The 19,008-nt window shown below is 59.9% G+C and carries 16 protein-coding genes and 1 tRNA gene; 9 read left to right on the top strand and 8 right to left on the bottom strand.

Annotated features, from left to right (window positions below; translation table 11 throughout):
• Positions 1–189 precede the first annotated feature (189 nt).
• On the top strand, positions 190–1,680 hold the full coding sequence (locus tag FEF26_RS06975; RefSeq protein ID WP_138252819.1) for an FAD-dependent oxidoreductase: 1,491 nt from the start codon (positions 190–192) through the stop codon (positions 1,678–1,680).
• 12 nt (positions 1,681–1,692) lie between these two features.
• Here FEF26_RS06975 and FEF26_RS06970 read toward each other — a convergent pair.
• The 3 genes from FEF26_RS06970 to map all read right to left on the bottom strand — a co-directional run bounded on the left by FEF26_RS06970 (position 1,693) and on the right by map (position 4,055).
• Positions 1,693–1,769 (bottom strand) — tRNA-Val (locus FEF26_RS06970).
• Between the two features lie 431 nt (positions 1,770–2,200).
• On the bottom strand, positions 2,201–3,031 hold the full coding sequence (ppgK, locus tag FEF26_RS06965) for a polyphosphate--glucose phosphotransferase (protein WP_138252827.1): 831 nt from the start codon (positions 3,029–3,031) through the stop codon (positions 2,201–2,203).
• A 139-nt stretch (positions 3,032–3,170) separates the two neighbouring features.
• Entirely contained in the window at positions 3,171–4,055 is an 885-nt protein-coding gene (gene map, locus FEF26_RS06960; RefSeq protein WP_138252818.1) for a type I methionyl aminopeptidase, read from the bottom strand.
• A gap of 47 nt (positions 4,056–4,102) precedes the next feature.
• Between map and FEF26_RS06955 the strand changes: the two genes are divergently transcribed.
• Positions 4,103–4,270 carry an SPOR domain-containing protein gene (locus FEF26_RS06955; RefSeq protein ID WP_138252817.1) on the top strand — a complete coding sequence of 56 codons (168 nt, stop codon included), beginning with the start codon at positions 4,103–4,105 and terminating at the stop codon, positions 4,268–4,270.
• A gap of 13 nt (positions 4,271–4,283) precedes the next feature.
• On the opposite strand, the gene panB is transcribed toward FEF26_RS06955, so the two are convergent.
• Positions 4,284–5,150 carry a 3-methyl-2-oxobutanoate hydroxymethyltransferase gene (gene panB / locus FEF26_RS06950; RefSeq protein ID WP_138252816.1) on the bottom strand — a complete coding sequence of 289 codons (867 nt, stop codon included), beginning with the start codon at positions 5,148–5,150 and terminating at the stop codon, positions 4,284–4,286.
• 88 nt (positions 5,151–5,238) lie between these two features.
• On the opposite strand from panB, the gene glnA (FEF26_RS06945) reads away from it, so the two are divergent.
• Together glnA (FEF26_RS06945) and FEF26_RS06940 are read left to right on the top strand one after the other, a co-directional pair.
• Entirely contained in the window at positions 5,239–6,579 is a 1,341-nt protein-coding gene (glnA, locus tag FEF26_RS06945) for a type I glutamate--ammonia ligase (RefSeq protein WP_138252815.1), read from the top strand.
• Positions 6,580–6,615: 36 nt separating this feature from the next.
• Complete coding sequence (locus FEF26_RS06940) at positions 6,616–9,684, top strand: bifunctional [glutamine synthetase] adenylyltransferase/[glutamine synthetase]-adenylyl-L-tyrosine phosphorylase (RefSeq protein WP_138252814.1); 3,069 nt, start codon at positions 6,616–6,618, stop codon at positions 9,682–9,684.
• Here the strand turns inward: FEF26_RS06940 and FEF26_RS06935 are convergent.
• Both FEF26_RS06935 and FEF26_RS06930 read right to left on the bottom strand, forming a co-directional pair.
• Positions 9,681–10,127 (bottom strand): acyl-CoA thioesterase, encoded by a 447-nt coding sequence (locus FEF26_RS06935; protein ID WP_138252813.1) that lies wholly within the window; start codon positions 10,125–10,127, stop codon positions 9,681–9,683. The genes FEF26_RS06940 and FEF26_RS06935 overlap by 4 nt on opposite strands.
• A 21-nt stretch (positions 10,128–10,148) precedes the next feature.
• A complete protein-coding gene (locus FEF26_RS06930) occupies positions 10,149–11,156 on the bottom strand; it encodes an LLM class flavin-dependent oxidoreductase (RefSeq protein ID WP_138252812.1) in 1,008 nt (335 codons plus the stop codon).
• 96 nt (positions 11,157–11,252) lie between these two features.
• Here FEF26_RS06930 and lplB point away from each other — a divergent pair, with 96 nt between their 5' ends.
• The gene (lplB, locus tag FEF26_RS06925; protein ID WP_243730467.1) at positions 11,253–12,335 is read left to right on the top strand and encodes a lipoate-protein ligase small subunit; all 1,083 of its coding nucleotides are present in this window, start codon (positions 11,253–11,255) and stop codon (positions 12,333–12,335) included.
• Between the two features lie 19 nt (positions 12,336–12,354).
• Positions 12,355–13,515, top strand: a complete 1,161-nt coding sequence (locus tag FEF26_RS06920) for an acyl-CoA dehydrogenase family protein (protein ID WP_138252810.1) — start codon at positions 12,355–12,357, stop codon at positions 13,513–13,515.
• A gap of 49 nt (positions 13,516–13,564) precedes the next feature.
• On the opposite strand, the gene FEF26_RS06915 is transcribed toward FEF26_RS06920, so the two are convergent.
• Entirely contained in the window at positions 13,565–14,176 is a 612-nt protein-coding gene (locus FEF26_RS06915) for a metallophosphoesterase (protein ID WP_138252809.1), read from the bottom strand.
• 226 nt (positions 14,177–14,402) lie between these two features.
• Between FEF26_RS06915 and FEF26_RS06910 the strand changes: the two genes are divergently transcribed.
• Positions 14,403–15,614, top strand: a complete 1,212-nt coding sequence (locus tag FEF26_RS06910) for an AI-2E family transporter (protein WP_243730466.1) — start codon at positions 14,403–14,405, stop codon at positions 15,612–15,614.
• Positions 15,615–15,747: 133 nt separating this feature from the next.
• Here FEF26_RS06910 and glnA (FEF26_RS06905) read toward each other — a convergent pair whose 3' ends face one another.
• Complete coding sequence (gene glnA, locus FEF26_RS06905) at positions 15,748–17,172, bottom strand: type I glutamate--ammonia ligase (RefSeq protein WP_138252808.1); 1,425 nt, start codon at positions 17,170–17,172, stop codon at positions 15,748–15,750.
• 142 nt (positions 17,173–17,314) lie between these two features.
• Between glnA (FEF26_RS06905) and FEF26_RS06900 the strand changes: the two genes are divergently transcribed.
• The gene (locus FEF26_RS06900; RefSeq protein ID WP_243730465.1) at positions 17,315–17,743 is read left to right on the top strand and encodes an RDD family protein; all 429 of its coding nucleotides are present in this window, start codon (positions 17,315–17,317) and stop codon (positions 17,741–17,743) included.
• On the top strand, positions 17,740–19,005 hold the full coding sequence (locus tag FEF26_RS06895; protein WP_138252806.1) for a YncE family protein: 1,266 nt from the start codon (positions 17,740–17,742) through the stop codon (positions 19,003–19,005). Before FEF26_RS06900 ends, FEF26_RS06895 begins: the two co-directional genes overlap by 4 nt.
• Positions 19,006–19,008: the final 3 nt, after the last annotated feature.

The following is a 19,008-nucleotide window of genomic DNA, read 5'->3' as shown; positions in this document are numbered from 1 at the left end:
AACCGGGCAAAACTCAATGAGTCAACGACTCACACTTCCCGGGCATCTTGAGATGAGTCACCAGGACCCACGGTCGCTACGATCATGCCTGGCCCGCGCCTTACCAGCCTCTTAAGTGGCAATGTCACGCTTGTGTCCAGCGACAGTTTCGAGGATGGAGACCCGTTGCCCCCGTTAGAAGGTTTTGCGATGAGTTCACTCTGGCTTGACACCCATGCAGTCCAAGTGCCCCATGAAGAGCCGTTCCCCACCGGTACTCACTGGGATTCCCTCGTCGTGGGAGCAGGGTTGACCGGATTGACCACCGCTGTGCTTCTGGCGCGATCGGGTCAGCGAGTTCTGGTGCTCGAAGCCAGGCAGGTCGGGGCAGTTGCTACCGGAAATACCACGGGGAAAGTCTCGCTGCTTCAGGGTGCTCATCTCTCAGCGGTCCGCTCTGCTCGGTCCGATGAAATTCTCCAGGCCTACGTTGATGGCAACCGGGAAGCTCAGTCTTGGTTGCTGCGCTATCTCGAGGAGCGCGGCGTTGACTACCAACAGAGGCCTGCCTATACCTACGCACACTCTCCAGAGAGCCTTGGCATGCTGGAGCAGGAGCTCGAAGCCTGTCACGCGGCGGGGATCCAGGCTCAGTGGGCCGAAGTCGACGAACTGCCCTATGAAGTAGCAGGTGCAGTGCGTTTGTCCGACCAAGCCCAGATCCAGCCAACGGCGGTACTTCAGAGCCTCGCAACAGAGCTTCTAGAGCGTGGCGGGTTCATCGTTGAACGGACCCGCATGGTCGGTGCAACACCTGGTCCGCCGGTCTCCATCGAGACTTCCGCAGGGCCCCTTACCGGTGACAACCTCGTGGTTGCCACCGGCTCGCCAGTACTAGACCGTGGCGGACACTTCGCCAGGATGAAGGGCCACCGCTCCTACGCTCAGGCGTACAGGCTTCCTTCTGAGACACCAGTACCCCAAGGGATGTACCTCGGAGTTGACGCGCCGGGCCGAAGTTTGCGGTCGGCTCCGGTCGGAGGAGAGGAACTCCTTGTGGTCGGAGGCAACGGGCACGAAGTCGGCAGAGCCGAATCTCCGGCCGAGGCGGTCCGGGACCTGGAAGCTTGGACGCACCGTCACTTCCCTGGGGCGCAGCGAACCCATGCTTGGTCTGCTCAGGACTATCGTCCAGCGGACGGCTTACCGTACTTCGGCCAAATACCGCTGGGAGGCGGGTCGATGTTCGCGGCGACCGGGTTCAACAAATGGGGCATGACCAACGGCATTGCTGCCGCGTTGGCCATTACGTCGCAGATTCTCGGCGGGCACATGCAGTGGGCCGAGACCCTTGCGGAACGGTCACCCTCTTTCAGCGGTTTGACCACAGGTGCAAAGGACAACGCCTCGATCGGCGTGCGGATGACCGGGGACTGGATCAAAGCTGAATTGAAGTCGCTACCGGAGGACCCACCCGCAGAGGGCCAGGGAGCAGTGGGACGGGTAGGTGGCCAACCAATAGGCAGCTCTACTGTCGGAGGTGTCACCCGGCATGTCTCGGCAGTGTGCCCACATATGGGCGGAATACTGACCTGGAATGATGCGGAATGCTCGTGGGACTGCCCACTTCATGCCTCACGGTTCACCCCGGAGGGCGAGGTTCTTGAGGGACCTGCGGTCAGCAATCTTGACCTGAAATAGTCGCTTCTTATGTGGTGCGCCGAGAGAGACTCGAACTCCCGACACCTGCGGTGTAAACGCAGTGCTCTAACCAACTGAGCTATCGGCGCAAGTGCCGCGAACGGCACAAGGATTAATACTAGCAAAAGAGCGCCGAGTCGGCGTCCATGGGACCCCGCTCGGCGCATTCGACGCGTTGGGTATCAGCGATTGAATCCGGATTGGAATCCAACATTGGGCTGACTATGAGCGATGTTCATCACTGAACGGCTCTCCGTGTGGTCTGAAGCTTGCAGAATGTTGAGGATACGGTTGCTCTTCTGGGCGGACTCGAAAATCCTCTCTTTGAGACTGCGCATTGTGTCACTTCCTTTATGTATTTTTTCGGCGTACGACGACGCCCGGCGTGTCTTTTTGGCTTATGGTTACCTCTTCGCGGCAATGACCCAAGGACCATTACCCGTATGAAAGAGGAACCGACACGCTACACGAAACATTCCTGTAACAAGGCGTTCGTAGAGCGAAAGTGAGCAAAGTCTCTTTAGAGGTCAGTGGATCGCAGGTCGGCAATCCGGGCGCGCTCAGCGGCATAAAGTGCAGCACCGACAATCCCAGCGTCATTAGTCAGCTGTGCCGGCACCACCTCGGCACGAAGACCGGTCACTCCGGGCAAAAAGTCCTCGCTCCGCTTAGAGATCCCGCCGCCGATGATGAACTTATTGACCGGTTGAATCCGCTCAACGTGAACCAAAAATCGCCGCAAGGTCTCTCCATATTCGTCCCAAGGCATCTCAAGACGCTCACGGGAAGCCGCGGATACCCTGCGCTCAGCAGGCTTTTCGCCTTCGAACTCCAGATGCCCCAGCTCAGAGTTGGGCACCAGGACACCGTCGTGCACAATCGCAGTCCCGACACCGGTCCCTAGGGTGACCATCATGATGGTCCCCGGTTTATTGGCACCTGCACCGTAGCGCGCTTCGGCCAAACCTGCCGCGTCGGCGTCGTTGAGAGTAGAAATACGCCCAGGCAAGCTCCTCAGCAGCTCGGTGGTGTCACACTCCAACCAGGTTTCGTCGATATTGGCAGCTGAGAGCACTACGTTGTCAATCACAATCCCCGGCACAGTGACACCGACCGTCAGCTCTTCAGCAGCAGGTGCCTTCTCTCGAGAGAGGAGTTCATCGAGGATCTCCCCAATAACGGCAGCCACTGCCTCGGGAGTTGCTGGCTTGGGGGTAGGAATCCGGAACCGCTTCCCGGTCAGGCTTCCTTTGCGGAGGTTCACGATCCCGCCCTTGATTCCCGTACCGCCGACGTCTATTCCGATGGCCCTGTGGGGCAGTTGGGGCAGGGCAGCACTGGCGGGGCCCATCGCCTCGGTAGCGGGCGCAAACGTATCTGGTTTGGTCATAACTCTCCAGGGTCAGTCAAAAGAGGGAAACCGGCGCCACGCTGCACCGCTGTGATTCACCGAACAGAATAGCGTGCTCTGACGGTCCTCTGGGCACTTCTCAGGCGGAGGGCGCAGTGAGGATCTCGGCGCCGTCTTCTGTGGCGACGATAGTGTGTTCGAACTGGGCTGTCCGCTTGCGGTCTCGAGTCACTGCGGTCCAGCCGTCCTCCCACATATCCCAATGCCTTGTGCCGAGGGTCAGCATCGGCTCGATGGTGAAGACCATGCCGGGTTCAATCAGCTGGGAGTAGTCAGGGGCGGCGTCGTAATGCGGAATGACCAGGCCGGTGTGAAATGCGGGGCCAACTCCGTGACCAATGAACTCGCGGACCACTCCGTAGTTGAAGCGCCGGGCGTAGGACTCAATGGCACGCCCGATAACGTTGATGGGCCGTCCTGGCTTCACTGCCTTGATGCCTCGCATCATGGCCTCATGAGTACGTTCTACCAGCAGGCGGGATTCGTCGTCGACTTCGCCCACCAGGAACGTGACGTTGTGGTCCCCGTGCACCCCATCGAGAAATGCGGTGATGTCGAGATTGACGATGTCACCCTCGACCAACTGCGTTGAGTCGGGTATGCCGTGACAGATCACCTCATTGACAGAGGTGCAAATTGACTTCGGGAAGCCTCGGTACAACAGACATGACGGATACGCTCCCCGCTCAACGAGGTAGTTATGGGCGAAGGCGTCCAGCTCATCGGTGGTGACGCCAGGCCGGATCAGCTTCCCCGTGGAGACCATGCATTCGGCCGCAAGCTGCCCGGCCCGACGAATCTTCGACACGGTGTCGGCGTCGAACGCATCGGGACCGGTGTACTGCGGTGGTTCCGGCAACCCCACATAATTCGGCTTATCGATGTGCTCCGGGACGATCCTTTCGGGTGTCAGGGAGCCTGGAACGAGTGTGCCGACAGGGGCGTGGGAGGGTACAGAAGCCATGGGATCAATCCTATCGGCCACACCCCATCAGGGCGTAGTCTGGAGGGGTGAGTGACTACTGGTACAACATGACGACCGGACAAGTGGAGCACGGAGCCCAATCATCCTGGAAACACCTGCTGGGCCCGTACAAGTCCTACGCCGAGGCCTCCCGGGCGTTGGAGAAGGTTGAGCAGCGCAACGAGGAGTGGGAAGAAGACAACGACGAGGCCTAGGCTGCCTTGGTGCCTACTCAGCTGAGAAACCGTGCTCCTCGCCAGGGAATGTTCCTTCGACCACGTCACGGCGGAAACTGTGCGCGGCATCAGTGATAGTCCTGCGTAACTCCGCGTACTGTTTCACGAACCGGGGCAGCCGTCCGTTGTTCAGCCCCAGCATGTCCTGCCACACCAGCACTTGACCCGTGGAGGCGTTGCCAGCGCCAATGCCGATGGTAGGAATTCGCAGGGCTGCGTCGAGATCAGCAGTCAGCTGGGCAGGAACCATTTCTACAAGAACGCAGAAGGCTCCAGCTGATTGGAGGGATAGAGCGTCGTCAATCACTTTCTCGGCGTGTTCGCCACGGCCCTGAACCCGAAACCCGCCGAGCTGATGCTCCGATTGCGGGGTGAACCCGATATGCGCCATCACCGGGATACCCGCGTCTACGACAGCCTTCACATGGGGCGCTGTGGCGGCATGCGCCTCCATTTTGACTGCGTGTACTCCGGCTTCTTTCATGAAACGAACTGCCGTGAGTACTGCTTGCTCAGGAGAGACTTGGTAGCTCCCGAAAGGCAGATCCGCAACGACAAGGGAACGGTGAACCCCGTTGACTACGGACTTTGCGTAGACCAGCAGCTCATCCACGGTGATGCTCAGTGTCGATGAGCTTCCCTGCATGACGTTCGCGGCGGAGTCGCCCACCAGGAGAACCTCGATGCCTGCTTCATCGAACACATTCGCCATCATCGCGTCATAAGCGGTGAGCATGGCGAACTTCTGCCCCTCATCCTTAAAGCGTTGAAGGTGATGGGTGCGTATCCTCTTGGGAGTCTTTGCCGCGGCGTCGTTCTGAGGGCCCCCATAGGGTGCCGTGTGTTCATCATTGGACATGGCTCCAAGACTACTCCGGTGCACCCCTGGGGTTGGGTAGAGTGGGCATGGCTTGAGCAGGACCAATTTCAGGAGGCGGAATATCAGTATGGATCGGCAGCAGGAATTTGTACTGCGCACCATCGAGGAGCGCGATGTCCGCTTTGTCCGCCTATGGTTCTCCGATGTGGTGGGAGCGTTGAAGTCGGTTGCGCTTGCCCCCGCCGAAGTGGAGGGTGCGTTCGCGGAAGGTCTGGGTTTCGACGGGTCCTCCATTGAGGGGCTTTCCCGAGTTTTCGAGTCGGACATGCTGTTGAAGCCGGACCCCTCCAGCTTTCAGATTCTTCCCTGGCGCAGTGAAGATGAACCCACCGCGCGGATGTTCTGCGACATTCTCACCCCAGACCAAGAGTCCGCTGTGGGTGACCCGCGGTACGTGCTGCGCCGCCAGCTCGATGCCGCCGGCCAGATGGGCTTCACCTGCTATACCCACCCTGAGATCGAGTTCTACCTCCTCGAGTCAGAAGAAATGGACAGCAGTGGTCGGCCGGTGCCTGCCGACCGCTCTGGATACTTTGACCACATCACCGGGTCCGTCGCCCAAGATTTGCGCCGACACACCGTGAATATGCTGGAAGCCGTCGGGATCTCCGTGGAATTCAGCCACAATGAGGTCGGCCCAGGGCAAAATGAGATCGACCTGCGCTACGCCGATGCGCTGACCACCGCGGACAACATCCTCACTTTCCGCACGATCGTGAAAGAGGTAGCGCTGGCGCACGGCAAGTACGCCACGTTCATGCCCAAGCCTTTCAGCGAGCACCCCGGCTCAGCGATGCACACCCACTTCAGTCTCTTCGAGGGCGATACAAATGCCTTCTTCAGCCCCAATGCGGAGTTCAACCTCTCCACAACAGCCCGGCAGTTCATTGCCGGGGTCCTGACTCACGCCCCCGAGTTCACAGCGGTCACGAACCAGTTCGTCAACTCCTATAAGCGACTCTGGGGCGGGGGAGAAGCACCCAGCCACATCTCTTGGGGCCACAACAACCGTTCTGCGCTCATCAGAGTTCCGCTCTACAAACCCACCAAAGGCGGCTCAGCGCGCGTGGAGTTCCGCGGCATAGACTCTGCCGCAAACCCATACCTGGCCTACGCCATGGTGATCGGTGCCGGGCTCAAAGGTATTCAGGAGGGCTACGAGCTGCCTGAACACGTCAACGAAGACGTGTGGTCACTGACCACCGCAGAACGTAAAGTCTTGGGGCTGAAACCCCTTCCCGGCACACTGCACGATGCGATCCGCCAGATGGAAGACTCTGAATTGGTCGCCAGTGTGCTTGGGGAGCAGGTGTTCGACAACCTCCTGCGCAACAAACGTCAGGAATGGGACGAATACCGAGTCAATGTTTCACCGTACGAGGTCAACACGTATCTGGGGATGATTTGAGCGGTGCCCACCTGCGACTACCTTCGGCGATGACACGTGAGTTCTTCCACTGAACCTTCGACACCGCGTGAACTGATTGCCGCTGGCTTTCAGGAGCTGGAGCGAGCCCAAAAGTTCTTGGCCGACCCGCAGCTGAAAAACCTCGACGCTGCGGCACTGACGAGAACGCTGCATGACGCTCCCGATGCCGACCAGGCGCTGCTGCTGCTGATCCGGCTTCTTGAACGTGCCCCTCAGGTCAAGGAGCTTTTCGACGTTGCTGAGGACTCAGGGTACTCGCGGGCTGTTCCGCTGGTCAGGCTCTTGGGAGCATCTCAGGCACTGGCTGAGTTCCTGATCCGGCACCCGGACCAGGTGGAGATCCTATTTGAGGACGACCTGGGCAACCGGGACGCCTCTGCGCGATGGCCCTCAGAAGTGGAACTTCGGCGAATTCTGATGTCAGCAGTACAAGCCGAGGCAGAGGGTGAAGATCCGGTCGCGGACCTCAGTGAGGAGTTCACCGCCAAGGATGCCGGAGGTGCGCTGAGGATCGCCTACCGCCGAGAACTGACCCGGGTGGCTCTGCGGGATCTGACGGCGCCTGACCCTCAGGACTTTCTTCCGACCGTGGCCAGGCAGCTGGCAGACCTCGCCTCCGCTGCGATTGATGCGGCCTTGGCAGTCAGCAGAGCTCAACTCATAGAACGCAGACCCGAGGCCGGCGGGATTGAACTCACCGTGATCGGCATGGGCAAGTGTGGCGCAGCTGAGCTGAACTACATCTCTGATGTGGATGTCGTCTTTGCGCACCGGGCCCCAGAGGATTTTGACTCTGCGGAGGCTGGTGATCTGGCGGGCGCTTTGGCCAGCGGCATGGCGAAGGTCATCATGGCCTCGGATGGGGAACCCGCCCTGTGGGAGATCGACGCCAATCTTCGTCCGGAAGGGCGGGACGGGCCGCTGTCCCGCACCGTGGATTCACACCGGGAGTACTACCGCAGGTGGGCAGCCGGCTGGGAGTTTCAGGCACTTCTGAAGGCTCGTCCCATCGCCGGCAACCGGGCGCTAGGTGAGGAATACATGGCAGCGATGGGGCCGCTTGTCTGGCAAGCTGCAGCTCGCGAAGGCTTTGTCCAAGATGTCCAAGCCATGCGCCGTCGAGTGTTTGCGAACATTCCGCACCGTACTGCCGATAGGGAGATCAAGCTGGGCCGCGGCGGCCTGCGTGACATTGAGTTCACCGTGCAGCTACTCCAACTCGTCCACGGCAGGGTCGATGAAGCCCTCAGAATCCGGGACACCCTCTCCGCTATCGAAGCTCTCGGAGCAGGGGAGTACGTCTCCAGCAAAGACCAAGAGGCGATGAGCCGCTGCTACAGGCAGCTGCGGCTCTATGAACACCGTATCCAGATGGCAGATATGCGTCGGACACACCTGATGCCTGAGAAAGACTCTGCGCTTCGAGCTTTGGCCCATGCCATCCGAGCACCCGGTCAGACGCGAAGATCTGGACCGCAGGATGTGCGAACCGACTGGCAACGAGTCGCCCGTGAGGTCTCCTCGTTCCACGAGACGATCTTCTACCGTCCCCTGTTGTCCACAACCGCTGTACTCTCCGACGCTGAGGTCCGGCTCTCAGCCGCGGCAGTCGCTGACCGGCTCACTGCTCTGGGCTTCCGTGACGCCGATGGTGCCCTGCGCCATATTGAGGCGCTGACTGCCGGCGTGTCTCGGAAGGCGACGCTGCAGAAACGCATTCTGCCGATGATGTTGGGCTGGTTTGCCGAAGGCGTGGATCCTGATCATGGGCTCTTGGCATTCCGCCGACTCAGCGAATCCCTTGGCTCCAGCCCGTGGTACCTCACTATGCTGCGGGACTCTTCAGTCGCCGCAGAGCGTCTGTGCCAATTGCTGACCAGCTCTCGCTTCATCTCCGATGTGCTCGAGCACCTGCCGGAGTCCGCCAAATGGCTCGGTGATGATGAGTCACTGGCCCCGCGGAGCTTTGAAACACTGTGGACTGAAATGAAGAGTGCCCTGCACCGTCATGAAGGTGCCTCTCACACCGCAGTCCGCCTTGCGCGGCTCATCAGGCAACGGGAGCAGCTGCGGATCGCGATTGCGGACTCCTGTGGAGTCCGAGACCAGCAAAAGGTTGGGGCCGCGCTGTCTGACGTTGACCGGGTTACGACCTTGGGTGCGCTTCGGGTGGCTGAGGAGGAGGTCTTTGAAGCCGAAGGGCGGCTCGTTGACTTCCTCGTCATCGCCATGGGTCGGCAGGGCGGTCGCGAGATCAGCTATGGCTCAGACATGGATGCAATGTTCGTGCACAGGCCGGTGCCCAATGCCGATAAGTCTGCCGCTGATCGTCAAGCACAAAAACTCGCTCAGCGTCTCACTCAGCTGCTCTCCAAGCCGGTGAAGCCTGCCATACGTGGTGAATTCGCTCTCCAACTGGACGCGGATCTACGCCCGGAGGGGAAGAAAGGTCCCCTGTCCAGATCGCTGGAGTCCTATGAGGAGTACTACCGGCGTTGGATGGATGTATGGGAGCGCCAAGCGCTTTTGAGGGCTCGTCCGGTCGCCGGCTCAGACTGGCTGGCGGTGGACTTCATGGAGCTCGTCGACGACGTACGTTACGGCTCGCCGCCTTCACACCAGCAGCTCACGGAAATACGCAGGATCAAGGCTAGGGTTGAAGCGGAACGCCTACCGCGCGGGGCTGACTCTTCCCGGCATGTGAAATTGGGACGGGGTGGGCTCTCCGATGTGGAGTGGCTCGTCCAGCTGTATCAGCTGCAGCATGGCCATGATCACGGACTGCTGCGAGGGACCAATACCCTGCAGGTGCTCAACGGCCTGGTCGATACCGGGCTGATGAGCCCTAAGGATGCTCAGATTCTGGCCGAGGCTTGGAAGCTGTGCACCAAAGTGCGTTCCGGCATCATGATCTGGTCCGCCAAGACAGCCGATGTCCTGCCAAGTTCGCGCCGGGACCTGGAAGCGGTCTCACGGTGGTGTGGATTCGAACCTGGCAATGCATCAGAATTTGAAGACTACTATCTGCGCACCACCCGGCGTGCCCGGCAAGTGTTCGAACAGCACTTCTACAGCTCAGACTAGGGCTGAGGTTCTGAACTGTAGTCCAGCAGACGCTGACGCACCTCAGAGCTGAGCCTCTGGGGAGACCCAGAGTCCCGATCGACCATGACCAGAGTCGACTGAGCAGTCACACATGGGGCAGCGTGGGCGCTGACCTTCACCGCGTAGTCGATGACGAGACTCGCTCCACCGACTCGTGGGATCGACATCTCCACAAGGACCGGCTCTCGCTGGTAGGGCAACTGCTTGCGGTACTTCAGGTGAAAGTCCGCCACCAGCGCCCAGATCTGCTGGTCCGGATCCAGTGGAGGGAACACACCGGACGGGCCGGAAGGTCCAGGTGAACTCCAGAATGCCCGGGCCCGAGCCTCCTCCAGTATGCGGAGCACCGCTACGTTATTGATATGGCCATAGGGGTCCTGGTCGCCCCACCTCAGTTCGATCGGCACGGTTACTGACGTCATGGCACGACCTTATCGAAAGCCCTACGCGCTGCCTGGCTCAGGAGCCAGCAGCTCGAGCGTGCGGTGCTGGACGTCCTCATCCGGGGCAAGGTTCACGAGAATGAGCTCATCAGCAGTGACCTGGTCGGCGAGTGCGTCCAACCAGGTCACCACCTCGTCCTGAGTGCCAGAGACTGTCCTCGACAGCATGCCCAGCACTTGCTGCCCCGCTGGATGATCCCTCAACTGGGTCACGTCCTCGTCTGAGAGAGTCTTGTTCCGTCCCAGCATGGTCCTGATCCAGCCGTTTTCGGCTTCTCGCCGTTGCTCAGCGGCGATGGCGGCGTCGTCATGGGCGATGACGTTGGCGGCGGCAATGAAATGAGGGCGGGCATCCGGGCCCTGCAGTGAGCCCGCGGAATTGAAGTTCTCACGGTAGGTGTTGGCGGCCTGCTCCAGCATCTGCGGGGCGAAGTGACTGGCGAATGCGTAGGGCACCCCTAAGCGAGCCGCGAGCTGAGCTCCGTAGAGGGAGGACCCGAGGATGTAGAGCGGCACGTGGGTGGACCGTCCGGGGTAGGCATGGACGCCCGGAATTCTGCTGTTTCCGCTGAGGAAACCAGAAAGCTCCATAATGTCCTCAGGGAATCTGTCAGCCTCAGTACCATCCCTGCGCAAGGCTCGCGTAGTGACGCCGTCCGTCCCCGGAGCGCGACCCAAACCAAGGTCAATCCGCCCAGGGAACAGGGTCTCAAGAGTCCCAAACTGTTCAGCAATGACTAACGGCGAATGGTTGGGCAGCATAATTCCGCCGGCGCCCACCCGAACGTTCTGGGTCCCGGCCGCAATATGTTGGATCAACAGCGCAGTCGCCGAACTGGCCACAGCGGGCATGTTGTGATGCTCGGCGAACCAGATGCGTCTGTAGCCCAACGCATCGGCAGTCTGGGCCAGGCGCAGAGATCTGCCGATCCCTTGTGCTATGGACTCGTGTTCTCGCACGCGGGCGAGATCCAGCAGAGATAGCGGTTGTGAAGCTGTGGAGGTCATAGTCGGTACAACCAGCCAAGGGCATAGGGTTCATCCAGATCCACCTCCGCTGTCAGCGGAATCTCAGGGCCCCTCTGACCTCCTAGGATGGAGGCCATGGTTCATGGTGAATACAAGGTCCCGGGAGGCAAACTCGTCGTCGCTGATCTGGAGGTCTCCGGGACTGGTGAGGGCTCGGTCATCTCTTCCGCATCAATCAACGGTGACTTCTTCCTGGAACCCGACGAGGCTCTCCCAGCTCTCAACTCTTCGCTGGTCGGGCTGCCCGTCTCGTCCTCTGGGGAAGAGATCGCGCAAGCGGTTACGCGGAAGCTACCCACTGGGGCTCATATGATCGGGTTCAGCGCTGGTGCGGTGGCCACCGCAGTGCGCCGAGCACTGGGGCGGGCCACGGGGTGGGAAGACCACAGTTGGGAAGTCCTCCCGGCGACCAACTTGCCTATTGCTGTTAATGTTGCCCTCGACCAGGTTCTGACGGAAGAGGTGGGTGCAGGCCGTCGCCCCCCTCTCTTGAGGCTCTGGGACTGGACCGAGCGCGCCGTCGTCATCGGCTCATTCCAGTCACTTGCCAATGAGGTGGATGCTCAAGCCGCTGAGGATCTGGACGCTGTCGTGGTCCGCCGCATATCTGGCGGAGGAGCCATGTTCATGGAGTCAGGGAATTGCATCACCTACTCGCTGTCTTTCCCCCAGTCCTTGGTCGACGGGCTGAGCTTCGCCGATTCCTACCCCTTTCTGGACAGTTGGGTGATGGAAGCGCTGGCTGAGGTCGGTGTGCAAGCAGAATACAAGCCGCTCAATGACATCGTCTCTGCAGCTGACGGTGAAGGCTACGGCCGGAAAATTGGTGGAGCAGCCCAGAAACGATTGGCTAACGGGGGCATGCTGCATCATGTGACCATGAGCTACGACATCGATGCGCAGCGGATGCTGCAGGTGCTGCGTATTGGACGCGAGAAACTCTCGGACAAGGGGCACACGTCTGCCGCTAAGCGAGTAGACCCACTGCGCAGCCAGACAGGGATGTCCCGGCAAGACATTATGGGTGTGTTCACCCAGACGTTCGCGGACCGCTACGGTGCCACCGTGGCGACTATCCGGCCGCATGAGTTGCGCCGGGCAGAAGATCTGGTGACACAGAAGTTTGGCACGCAGGCGTGGACAGCCCGAGTGCCGTGATGCTGAGAGAGGTTCATGTATGACTGTCGAAGATGTCTTGAACGCAGAACTGCTGGAACGTATCGGGGGGCGTGCCGCCGGCTATGACGAACGCAACGAGTTCTGTCACGAAGACCTCGAGGAGCTGCAGGAGGCCGGCTATTTGCGGGCGTTGGTTCCGACTGAGCACGGGGGACTGGGGTGGGACTTGCCCCTTCTGGTAGAAGCGCAACGTCTCCTAGCCAGCTACGCTCCCGGCACGTCTCTGGCGGTGAACATGCACCAGATTTGGGTATCGGTGGCGCGCCAGATGGTGCAGCTGGGCCATGCAGAATTTGATCAGGTCCTCACCGAAGCTGCCCAGGGACATATCTTCGCCTTTGGCATCTCTGAGGCAGGCAACGACGCCGTCCTCTTCGACTCACTGACTCAGGCTCAGGTTTCTGAGGACGGTTCAGTGAGATTCACCGGGACCAAGATCTTCACGACTTTAGCTCCGGTCTGGACTCGGCTAGGGCTATTTGGCAAGGACGTAGACGCGGGGGATGAAGACGGCGGGACTCCGTTGATCTTCGGTTTCCTTCCCCGAGAGGCTCCCGGATGGAAGACCATAGAGAACTGGGACACCCTCGGTATGCGAGCGACCCAGTCCCATGCTACCGAGCTTCAGAACGCGCTTGTACCTGCTGAGCGAGTCGTCCGCCGGTTACCCGTGGGCCCTAACCAAGATCCGCTGATTTTTGCGATCTTCTCGTCATTTCTGACACTCATCTCAGCCGTTTACACCGGCATCGGGGACCGAGCCCTACAGTTGGGTGTTGAAAACACAGCTCGCCGGAGCGCACTGAGCACGGGTATGTCCTTGGACCAGGATCCGGATGTCCGCTACAAGGTCGCTGAAGCCCAGCTGGAGCAGCTGGCATTGGATGCTCAACTGCGAAGCATCGCTGTGGAAGTTGAGGCTGGTGCTGACCACGGGTCGTCCTGGTTTGCACGTCTGGTGACTCTGCGCACCTCGGCCACACGCACCGCTCGATCTGTGGTCGATACCGCTTTGAGCGTCAGTGGAGGAGGCCACTATCACCGTACCTCCGAGCTCAGCAGGCTCTACCGGGACGCGCTGGCTGGGATACACCATCCCTCTGACGACGAATCAGCCCACCGCACGCTCGCTACTTACGCTCTGGGCCCCTTGCCGTGAGTCCGGAGTTCTAGCCAGTCCACTGCGAACGTTGTTGCGTGATACCAGTTCAGGCAGGTGTGGCAGCAAGGATGGTTCGGTGCACCTGCTCTGCAGTGACGGGTCGGAAGTCCCACTGATCCACTCCGACATTGACTTGCACGGTACCCCGAGGAGACAGCTGCGTCTTCCACTCGGTGTGCACGTGTCCACAGATGAGCGGATGGCCCAGATCGCGGTATCGGAACCGCTGATGCCTATCCTGCTTGGCGTGTGATTCGCCGGCGTAGGGATAGTGCGACAAGAGGACCTGGAGATCCTCGCCTCCGGACTGCACTGCAGGTAGGACGACCTCTGCCTGTGTGACCACGGTGGTGAAGCCGGCTTCTATGTATTTCGGAACGTAGAGAGAGCCGTCCGTCTGTGATGGTGAGCAACGGTCGTGGTTGCCCACCACGAGGTACTTGGTCCCGTTGAGACGGCGGAGGTAGCTCAGCCCCTTGTCACGGTCGTGCAACGAATAGTCCCCGAGCACCCAGACCTCGTCATCGACATCGACAGTCTCATTCCACCGGGCGATGAGGCCCTCATCCATATCGTCTACTCCCTCGAACGGTCTGTCGCAGTAACGAATGATGTTGGCATGGCCGAAGTGCTGGTCGCTGGTGAAGTAAGTGGTCAACGGCGTCGTCGTCTCCTCGCCAGATCCATGTGCTGCGGTGAACCGTTCGTACAGTGGGCCATCTCATTGTGATCTGCCACCTCAGCACTTTACCGGCCTCGCTGACAGTCCGCTTAGTTTGGGCCTCGGCCTGCTTCAAGATCAGCCTTCGCCGAACGACTTCTAGGGCTTCGAGGCGGAGTATTGTGGGCGTGACTCGTCAACAACAGACCTGCGGGAGGCAAGCGTGAGGCAGACACCCAGCGATGTGATAGCCAGTGGGAAAGAGCCGCCGACCTTCACGGTGCGTGGCATGTGGACGGATACATTAGGGAGGCTAGGAATACGGGCGGTTCAACTGCTGGTGGTCAGCACCGTGGTGGGCCTGCTGGTCTTCGCACTTCTGAGACTGACGGTGGTCGTCATCCCCACCGTGATTGCCATCATCCTTGCGTGCGCACTGTGGCCGTTGGTGAGACTTGCACGCCGGGTCATGTCCGGCATGCTCGCGGCATGGACGGTCTTCCTCGGTTCCCTGCTTGTTCTGGGCGGGGTGGGCACGGGGCTGGTCTTCTCGGTGATCAACGAGTGGTCGAACCTCGTGGACCAAGCGGTGGAAGGATTCAACCAGCTGCGTCAAGTGGTGGACGACAACCTTGGCGCCCTAGGTTTCACCATTGATCAGGAACAGATCGATGGTGCGATCGACACCGTCACCTCATTCCTCACCAGCGCTGAGTTCGGGACGGGCGCGGTGACGACGCTCAGTGCCGCAGGCACCTTCTTCACCGGATTGGTTTTGCTTCTGGTTTTTCTGTTCTTCTTCCTCAAGGACGGCGACCGCATCTGGGCATTCTTCATCTCATGGACCCCAAGGCATTTCCGCGATAAGTGGATCGCGTCAGGGGACAAAGTCCAGAAAACATTCGGCGGCTACATTAGAGGCACCGCGATCGTTGCGGGTGCCGACGCAGTCGGCATTACCATCGCGTTGCTGGTTCTGCAGGTACCCCTGGCCCTACCTCTGGGCGTGATCGTCTTCCTCGGCGGATTCATCCCCATCGTGGGTGCTACCGTCGCCGGGATACTAGCAACTTTGGTCGCCCTGGTCGCCAACGGTCCGATCGTGGCGTTGATTGTGCTGGCGGTGGTAATCCTGGTGCAGCAGTTGGAGAGCAACTTCTTACAGCCAGTGGTGATGGCTCAGACCCTGCAGCTGCACGCGCTGGTGATTCTGATGGCGCTCACCGCAGGCACTGTCCTGAGCGGTGTCATCGGTGCGGTCCTGGCAGTGCCACTTGCAGCCGCCGCCTGGGGCGTCATCAAGGTCTGGTCCGGTCGCGATGGGGACACGGAGAGCACAGCGGTGGAGGATGCCCAGGAAGAGATTGCCGAGGTCCACGAGGAGCCAGCCGCCGGCGCTCAGGGCGACGAGGAAGAGTCCGACGCCGAGCAATGACCTATTGGCCGCGCGTCACCATGACACGGAAGTGGCCCCACACCCGGCAGTGTCGAAACTGCCTGACGGGTGTGGGGCCACTGTTGGCGGGTGGCCCAAATGGGCCTGTCACCGCTAAATCCGCGTATTCCTGTTAGACCGAGAAGTAGAGCTCGAACTCGTACGGGTTCGGGCGCAGGTTCAGCGGCTCGATCTCTTCTTCGCGCTTGTACTCAATCCAGGCTTCGATCAATTCTGCGGTGAACACGCCACCTTCGAGCAGGAAGTCATGGTCAGCTTCCAGCGCCAGAAGTGCCTCATCGAGCGTCCCGGGAGCCTGCGGAATGTCCTTGAGCTCTTCGGGAGGAAGCTCGTAGAGGTCCTTGTCGACAGGCTCGTGCGGTTCGATCCGGTTCTTGATTCCGTCCAGGCCAGCCATCAGCATGGCGGAGAACGCCAGGTAAGGGTTGCCTGAAGCGTCAGGTGCACGGAACTCCAGACGCTTGGCCTTGGGGTTTGATCCGGTGATGGGGATGCGGATAGCAGCAGAACGGTTGCCCTGCGAGTAAACCAGGGAAACCGGTGCTTCGTAGCCCTTGACCAGTCGCTTATAGGAGTTCACGGTGGGGTTCGTGAAAGCGAGCAGCGCGTGAGCGTGTTTCAGCAGCCCACCGATGTACCACCGTGCCGTGTCGGAGAGGTTCGCGTAGCCGGTCTCGGAGAAGAACAGGGGCTCTCCCTCAGCCCACAAGGACTGGTGGACGTGCATACCGGAACCGTTCTCACCGAAGATGGGCTTCGGCATGAACGTGGCGGCAAGGCCGTAGTTGGCGGCAGTGTTCTTCACGACGTACTTGAACTTCTGGACGTCATCCGCGGAGAGAGTCAGAGTGTTGAACTTGTAGTTGATCTCCTGCTGGCCTGGGCCACCGACCTCGTGGTGGGAGCGCTCAACGGACAGTCCGGCACGCTCGAGGGCGAGCACGATTTCGTCACGCACATCGGCGGTCTGATCCTGGGGAGAGACTGGGTAGTAGCCGCCCTTGGTGGCCATTTTATGGCCACCTGGTCCTTCAGCGAACTCGTCGGAGGAGCCCCAGATAGCTTCTTTGGCGTCCAATGAGTAGAAAGAGTGCTCAGGTGAGGATTTGAATGCCACCTTGTCGAACAGGAAGAACTCAGCCTCAGGGCCGAAGAATGCGGTGTCGGCGATACCCGATGAAGCGAGGTACTCCTCAGCCTTCTGAGCCACACCGCGGGGATCGCGAGCGTAGGGGTCTCCGGTGCGCGGGTTGACGATGGAGAACGTCATGATCAAGGTCTTGGCTTCGCGGTACTCATCAATGTACGCGCTAGAGGGATCGGGGATCAGCTGCATATCTGATTCCTGAATACCCTGGAAACCTCGGATGGATGAGCCGTCGAACAACTGGCCATTTTCAAAGAAGTCGAGATCTACGGTGTGAGCCGGCACATTGAAGTGGTGCTGCAGGCCCGGGAGATCAGTGAAGCGGACGTCAACAAACTTGACGTCCTCCTTCTCGATAAAATCCAGGACTTCCTGAGGGCTTGAGAACATGAGCGTTGAGCTCCTTCGGCGAGTTCGCTTACGGGGTTACCGGTACTCACCCTACAGATGAAAGGGTTTCCCATCGGTCACGCAAATGTTTCCAGCATGTTACAGAGTCTTCACGGTGGTGGTAGACGTAGACTGATTGGTTGTGAACACCCAAGGTCCAGATAGCAACGATGCCTCCGCCGGCCACCCCGGTGATCAGTTGGGTCTGCCCCCGACAGGTCCAGGGTCCTTGGCTCCATGGAGTCGTCGTATTTTGGCTCTGTTTATCGACTGGGGCATCGCATCGGTGATCTCACTTGCTTGGTTCGACTACAACGTATGGGTCACCCTCGGCATCTTTCTCCTGATCCACGTGGTGCTTGTCGGGTTACTGGGAGTTTCGCTGGGAAAGCGACTGGCACGCATCCAGGTAGTGCGACTTCATCAGAATGCTCCGGCCTCTGTCCCTGGTCCGCTCTGGGCTCTGGTGCGGGCACTCCTTCTCCTGTTGGTCGTGCCCGCAGTGGTGGTCTCACCTGATGGGCGCGCGCTGCACGACAAGATCGCAGGAACAGTGCAGGTTGTCATGTGAGAAAGACCACGTCAGGAGCTGTGGGTGCGGCCGCGTTACTCGGGTTGCTGATCGTGTCTTCTTGCGCGGAGGAGGACAGTCGTTCCGAAACCGACTCAGATGCGGCAACTATCCCCGGACCCAGCGTCGGCAATGCGGACCCAACCGATGAGGCGTCTGACAGTGAGGATGCGGAGCCAGAAACCGATCCTGTGGAACGGACCGACACAGCCGATGTTCCCTCCGATTTAGAACCGCCGGATCTGCCCGAAGCTCGCAGCACCACGTTTGAACAAACTCAGACCATCGATGAACCAGTCATCACTCCCAAGTCCATCGTGGCGAATGGTCGCGGACTGGCGATCGCAAACAACATGATGTACCAAAACTCGGTCACGGTCTATGACACGCGAACAGGCGATTTGGTCCAAGAGCTCCCGGACACCATCAATCCTGCCAGCCTGGGCGTTGATGGCTACCCAGAGACGGTGCAGGGCGCACCTGTCGAAGCGGCATGGACTGAGGACGGTCAGCACGCGTATGTGTCGCAGTATCGACTGGCTGATATCGGAGCGCCAGCCTATGACGACTGCCGCAACGGCGACGCTGTGGCACCCTCTGCGGTCTTCCGATACAGCGTTGAAGATCAAGGATGGGACCAGTTTATCGAGGTCGGACGCGTTCCCAAGTACCAGGCACTGACTCCAGACGAATCACGGTTGCTTGTCACCAACTGGTGTGACTTTGATCTTTCCGTAATTGACACCGAGTCCGGCGTAGAAGAAATGCGCGTTCCACTGAGCTCACAGCCACGCGGCATCGCGGTCATGCCGGACAACCGCACCGTGTATGTGGCGGCCATGTACGCCAATGAGCTATGGAAGGTCGATCTTGACACCGGCGAGGCCAACGTTATCTACAGTGATGCAGAGTTTCCGCGGCATGTGATTCTCTCGCCAGATGCTGATGTGCTCTACGTGACCTTCAGCCGCTCTGACCTGTTGGTCGCCTTCGACACGGAGTCCGACGAAGTCATCGGCACTGCCACCACGGGCCGTGAGCCGCGCACCATGGACACTTCGGCTGATGGCACAGCGCTTTATGTCGTGAACTATTACGAAGACAGTGTCTCCAAGTTCGACGCTGGCTCGCTGGAGGAGATCGATCGGCGCAGTACGGGGCACCTGCCCATCGGTGTCACCTACGATGCCATGACCGGGAGCATTTGGGTGGCCAACTACTCAGGCAGTCTCACTGTCTTCGACGACACCATCACTCGCTAGGCG

It is taken from the genome of Nesterenkonia salmonea (assembly GCF_005771525.1).
In the GTDB taxonomy this organism is placed as follows: Bacteria; Actinomycetota; Actinomycetes; order Actinomycetales; family Micrococcaceae; genus Nesterenkonia; species Nesterenkonia salmonea.
The sequence above is the reverse complement of the archived record's forward strand: the minus strand, read 5'-3'. Positions and strand labels throughout refer to the sequence as shown.

Coding starts and splice junctions, on each gene's coding strand:
- FEF26_RS06975 (WP_138252819.1), top strand. CDS start 190: ATGAGTTCACTCTGGCTTGACACCCATGCAGTCCAAGTGCCCCATGAA.
- lplB (WP_243730467.1), top strand. CDS start 11,253: ATGGTTCATGGTGAATACAAGGTCCCGGGAGGCAAACTCGTCGTCGCT.
- ppgK (WP_138252827.1), bottom strand. CDS start 3,031: ATGGGCCCCGCCAGTGCTGCCCTGCCCCAACTGCCCCACAGGGCCATC.
- FEF26_RS06930 (WP_138252812.1), bottom strand. CDS start 11,156: ATGACCTCCACAGCTTCACAACCGCTATCTCTGCTGGATCTCGCCCGC.
- FEF26_RS06935 (WP_138252813.1), bottom strand. CDS start 10,127: ATGACGTCAGTAACCGTGCCGATCGAACTGAGGTGGGGCGACCAGGAC.
- panB (WP_138252816.1), bottom strand. CDS start 5,150: ATGTCCAATGATGAACACACGGCACCCTATGGGGGCCCTCAGAACGAC.
- glnA (WP_138252808.1), bottom strand. CDS start 17,172: ATGTTCTCAAGCCCTCAGGAAGTCCTGGATTTTATCGAGAAGGAGGAC.
- FEF26_RS06920 (WP_138252810.1), top strand. CDS start 12,355: ATGACTGTCGAAGATGTCTTGAACGCAGAACTGCTGGAACGTATCGGG.
- map (WP_138252818.1), bottom strand. CDS start 4,055: ATGGCTTCTGTACCCTCCCACGCCCCTGTCGGCACACTCGTTCCAGGC.
- glnA (WP_138252815.1), top strand. CDS start 5,239: ATGGATCGGCAGCAGGAATTTGTACTGCGCACCATCGAGGAGCGCGAT.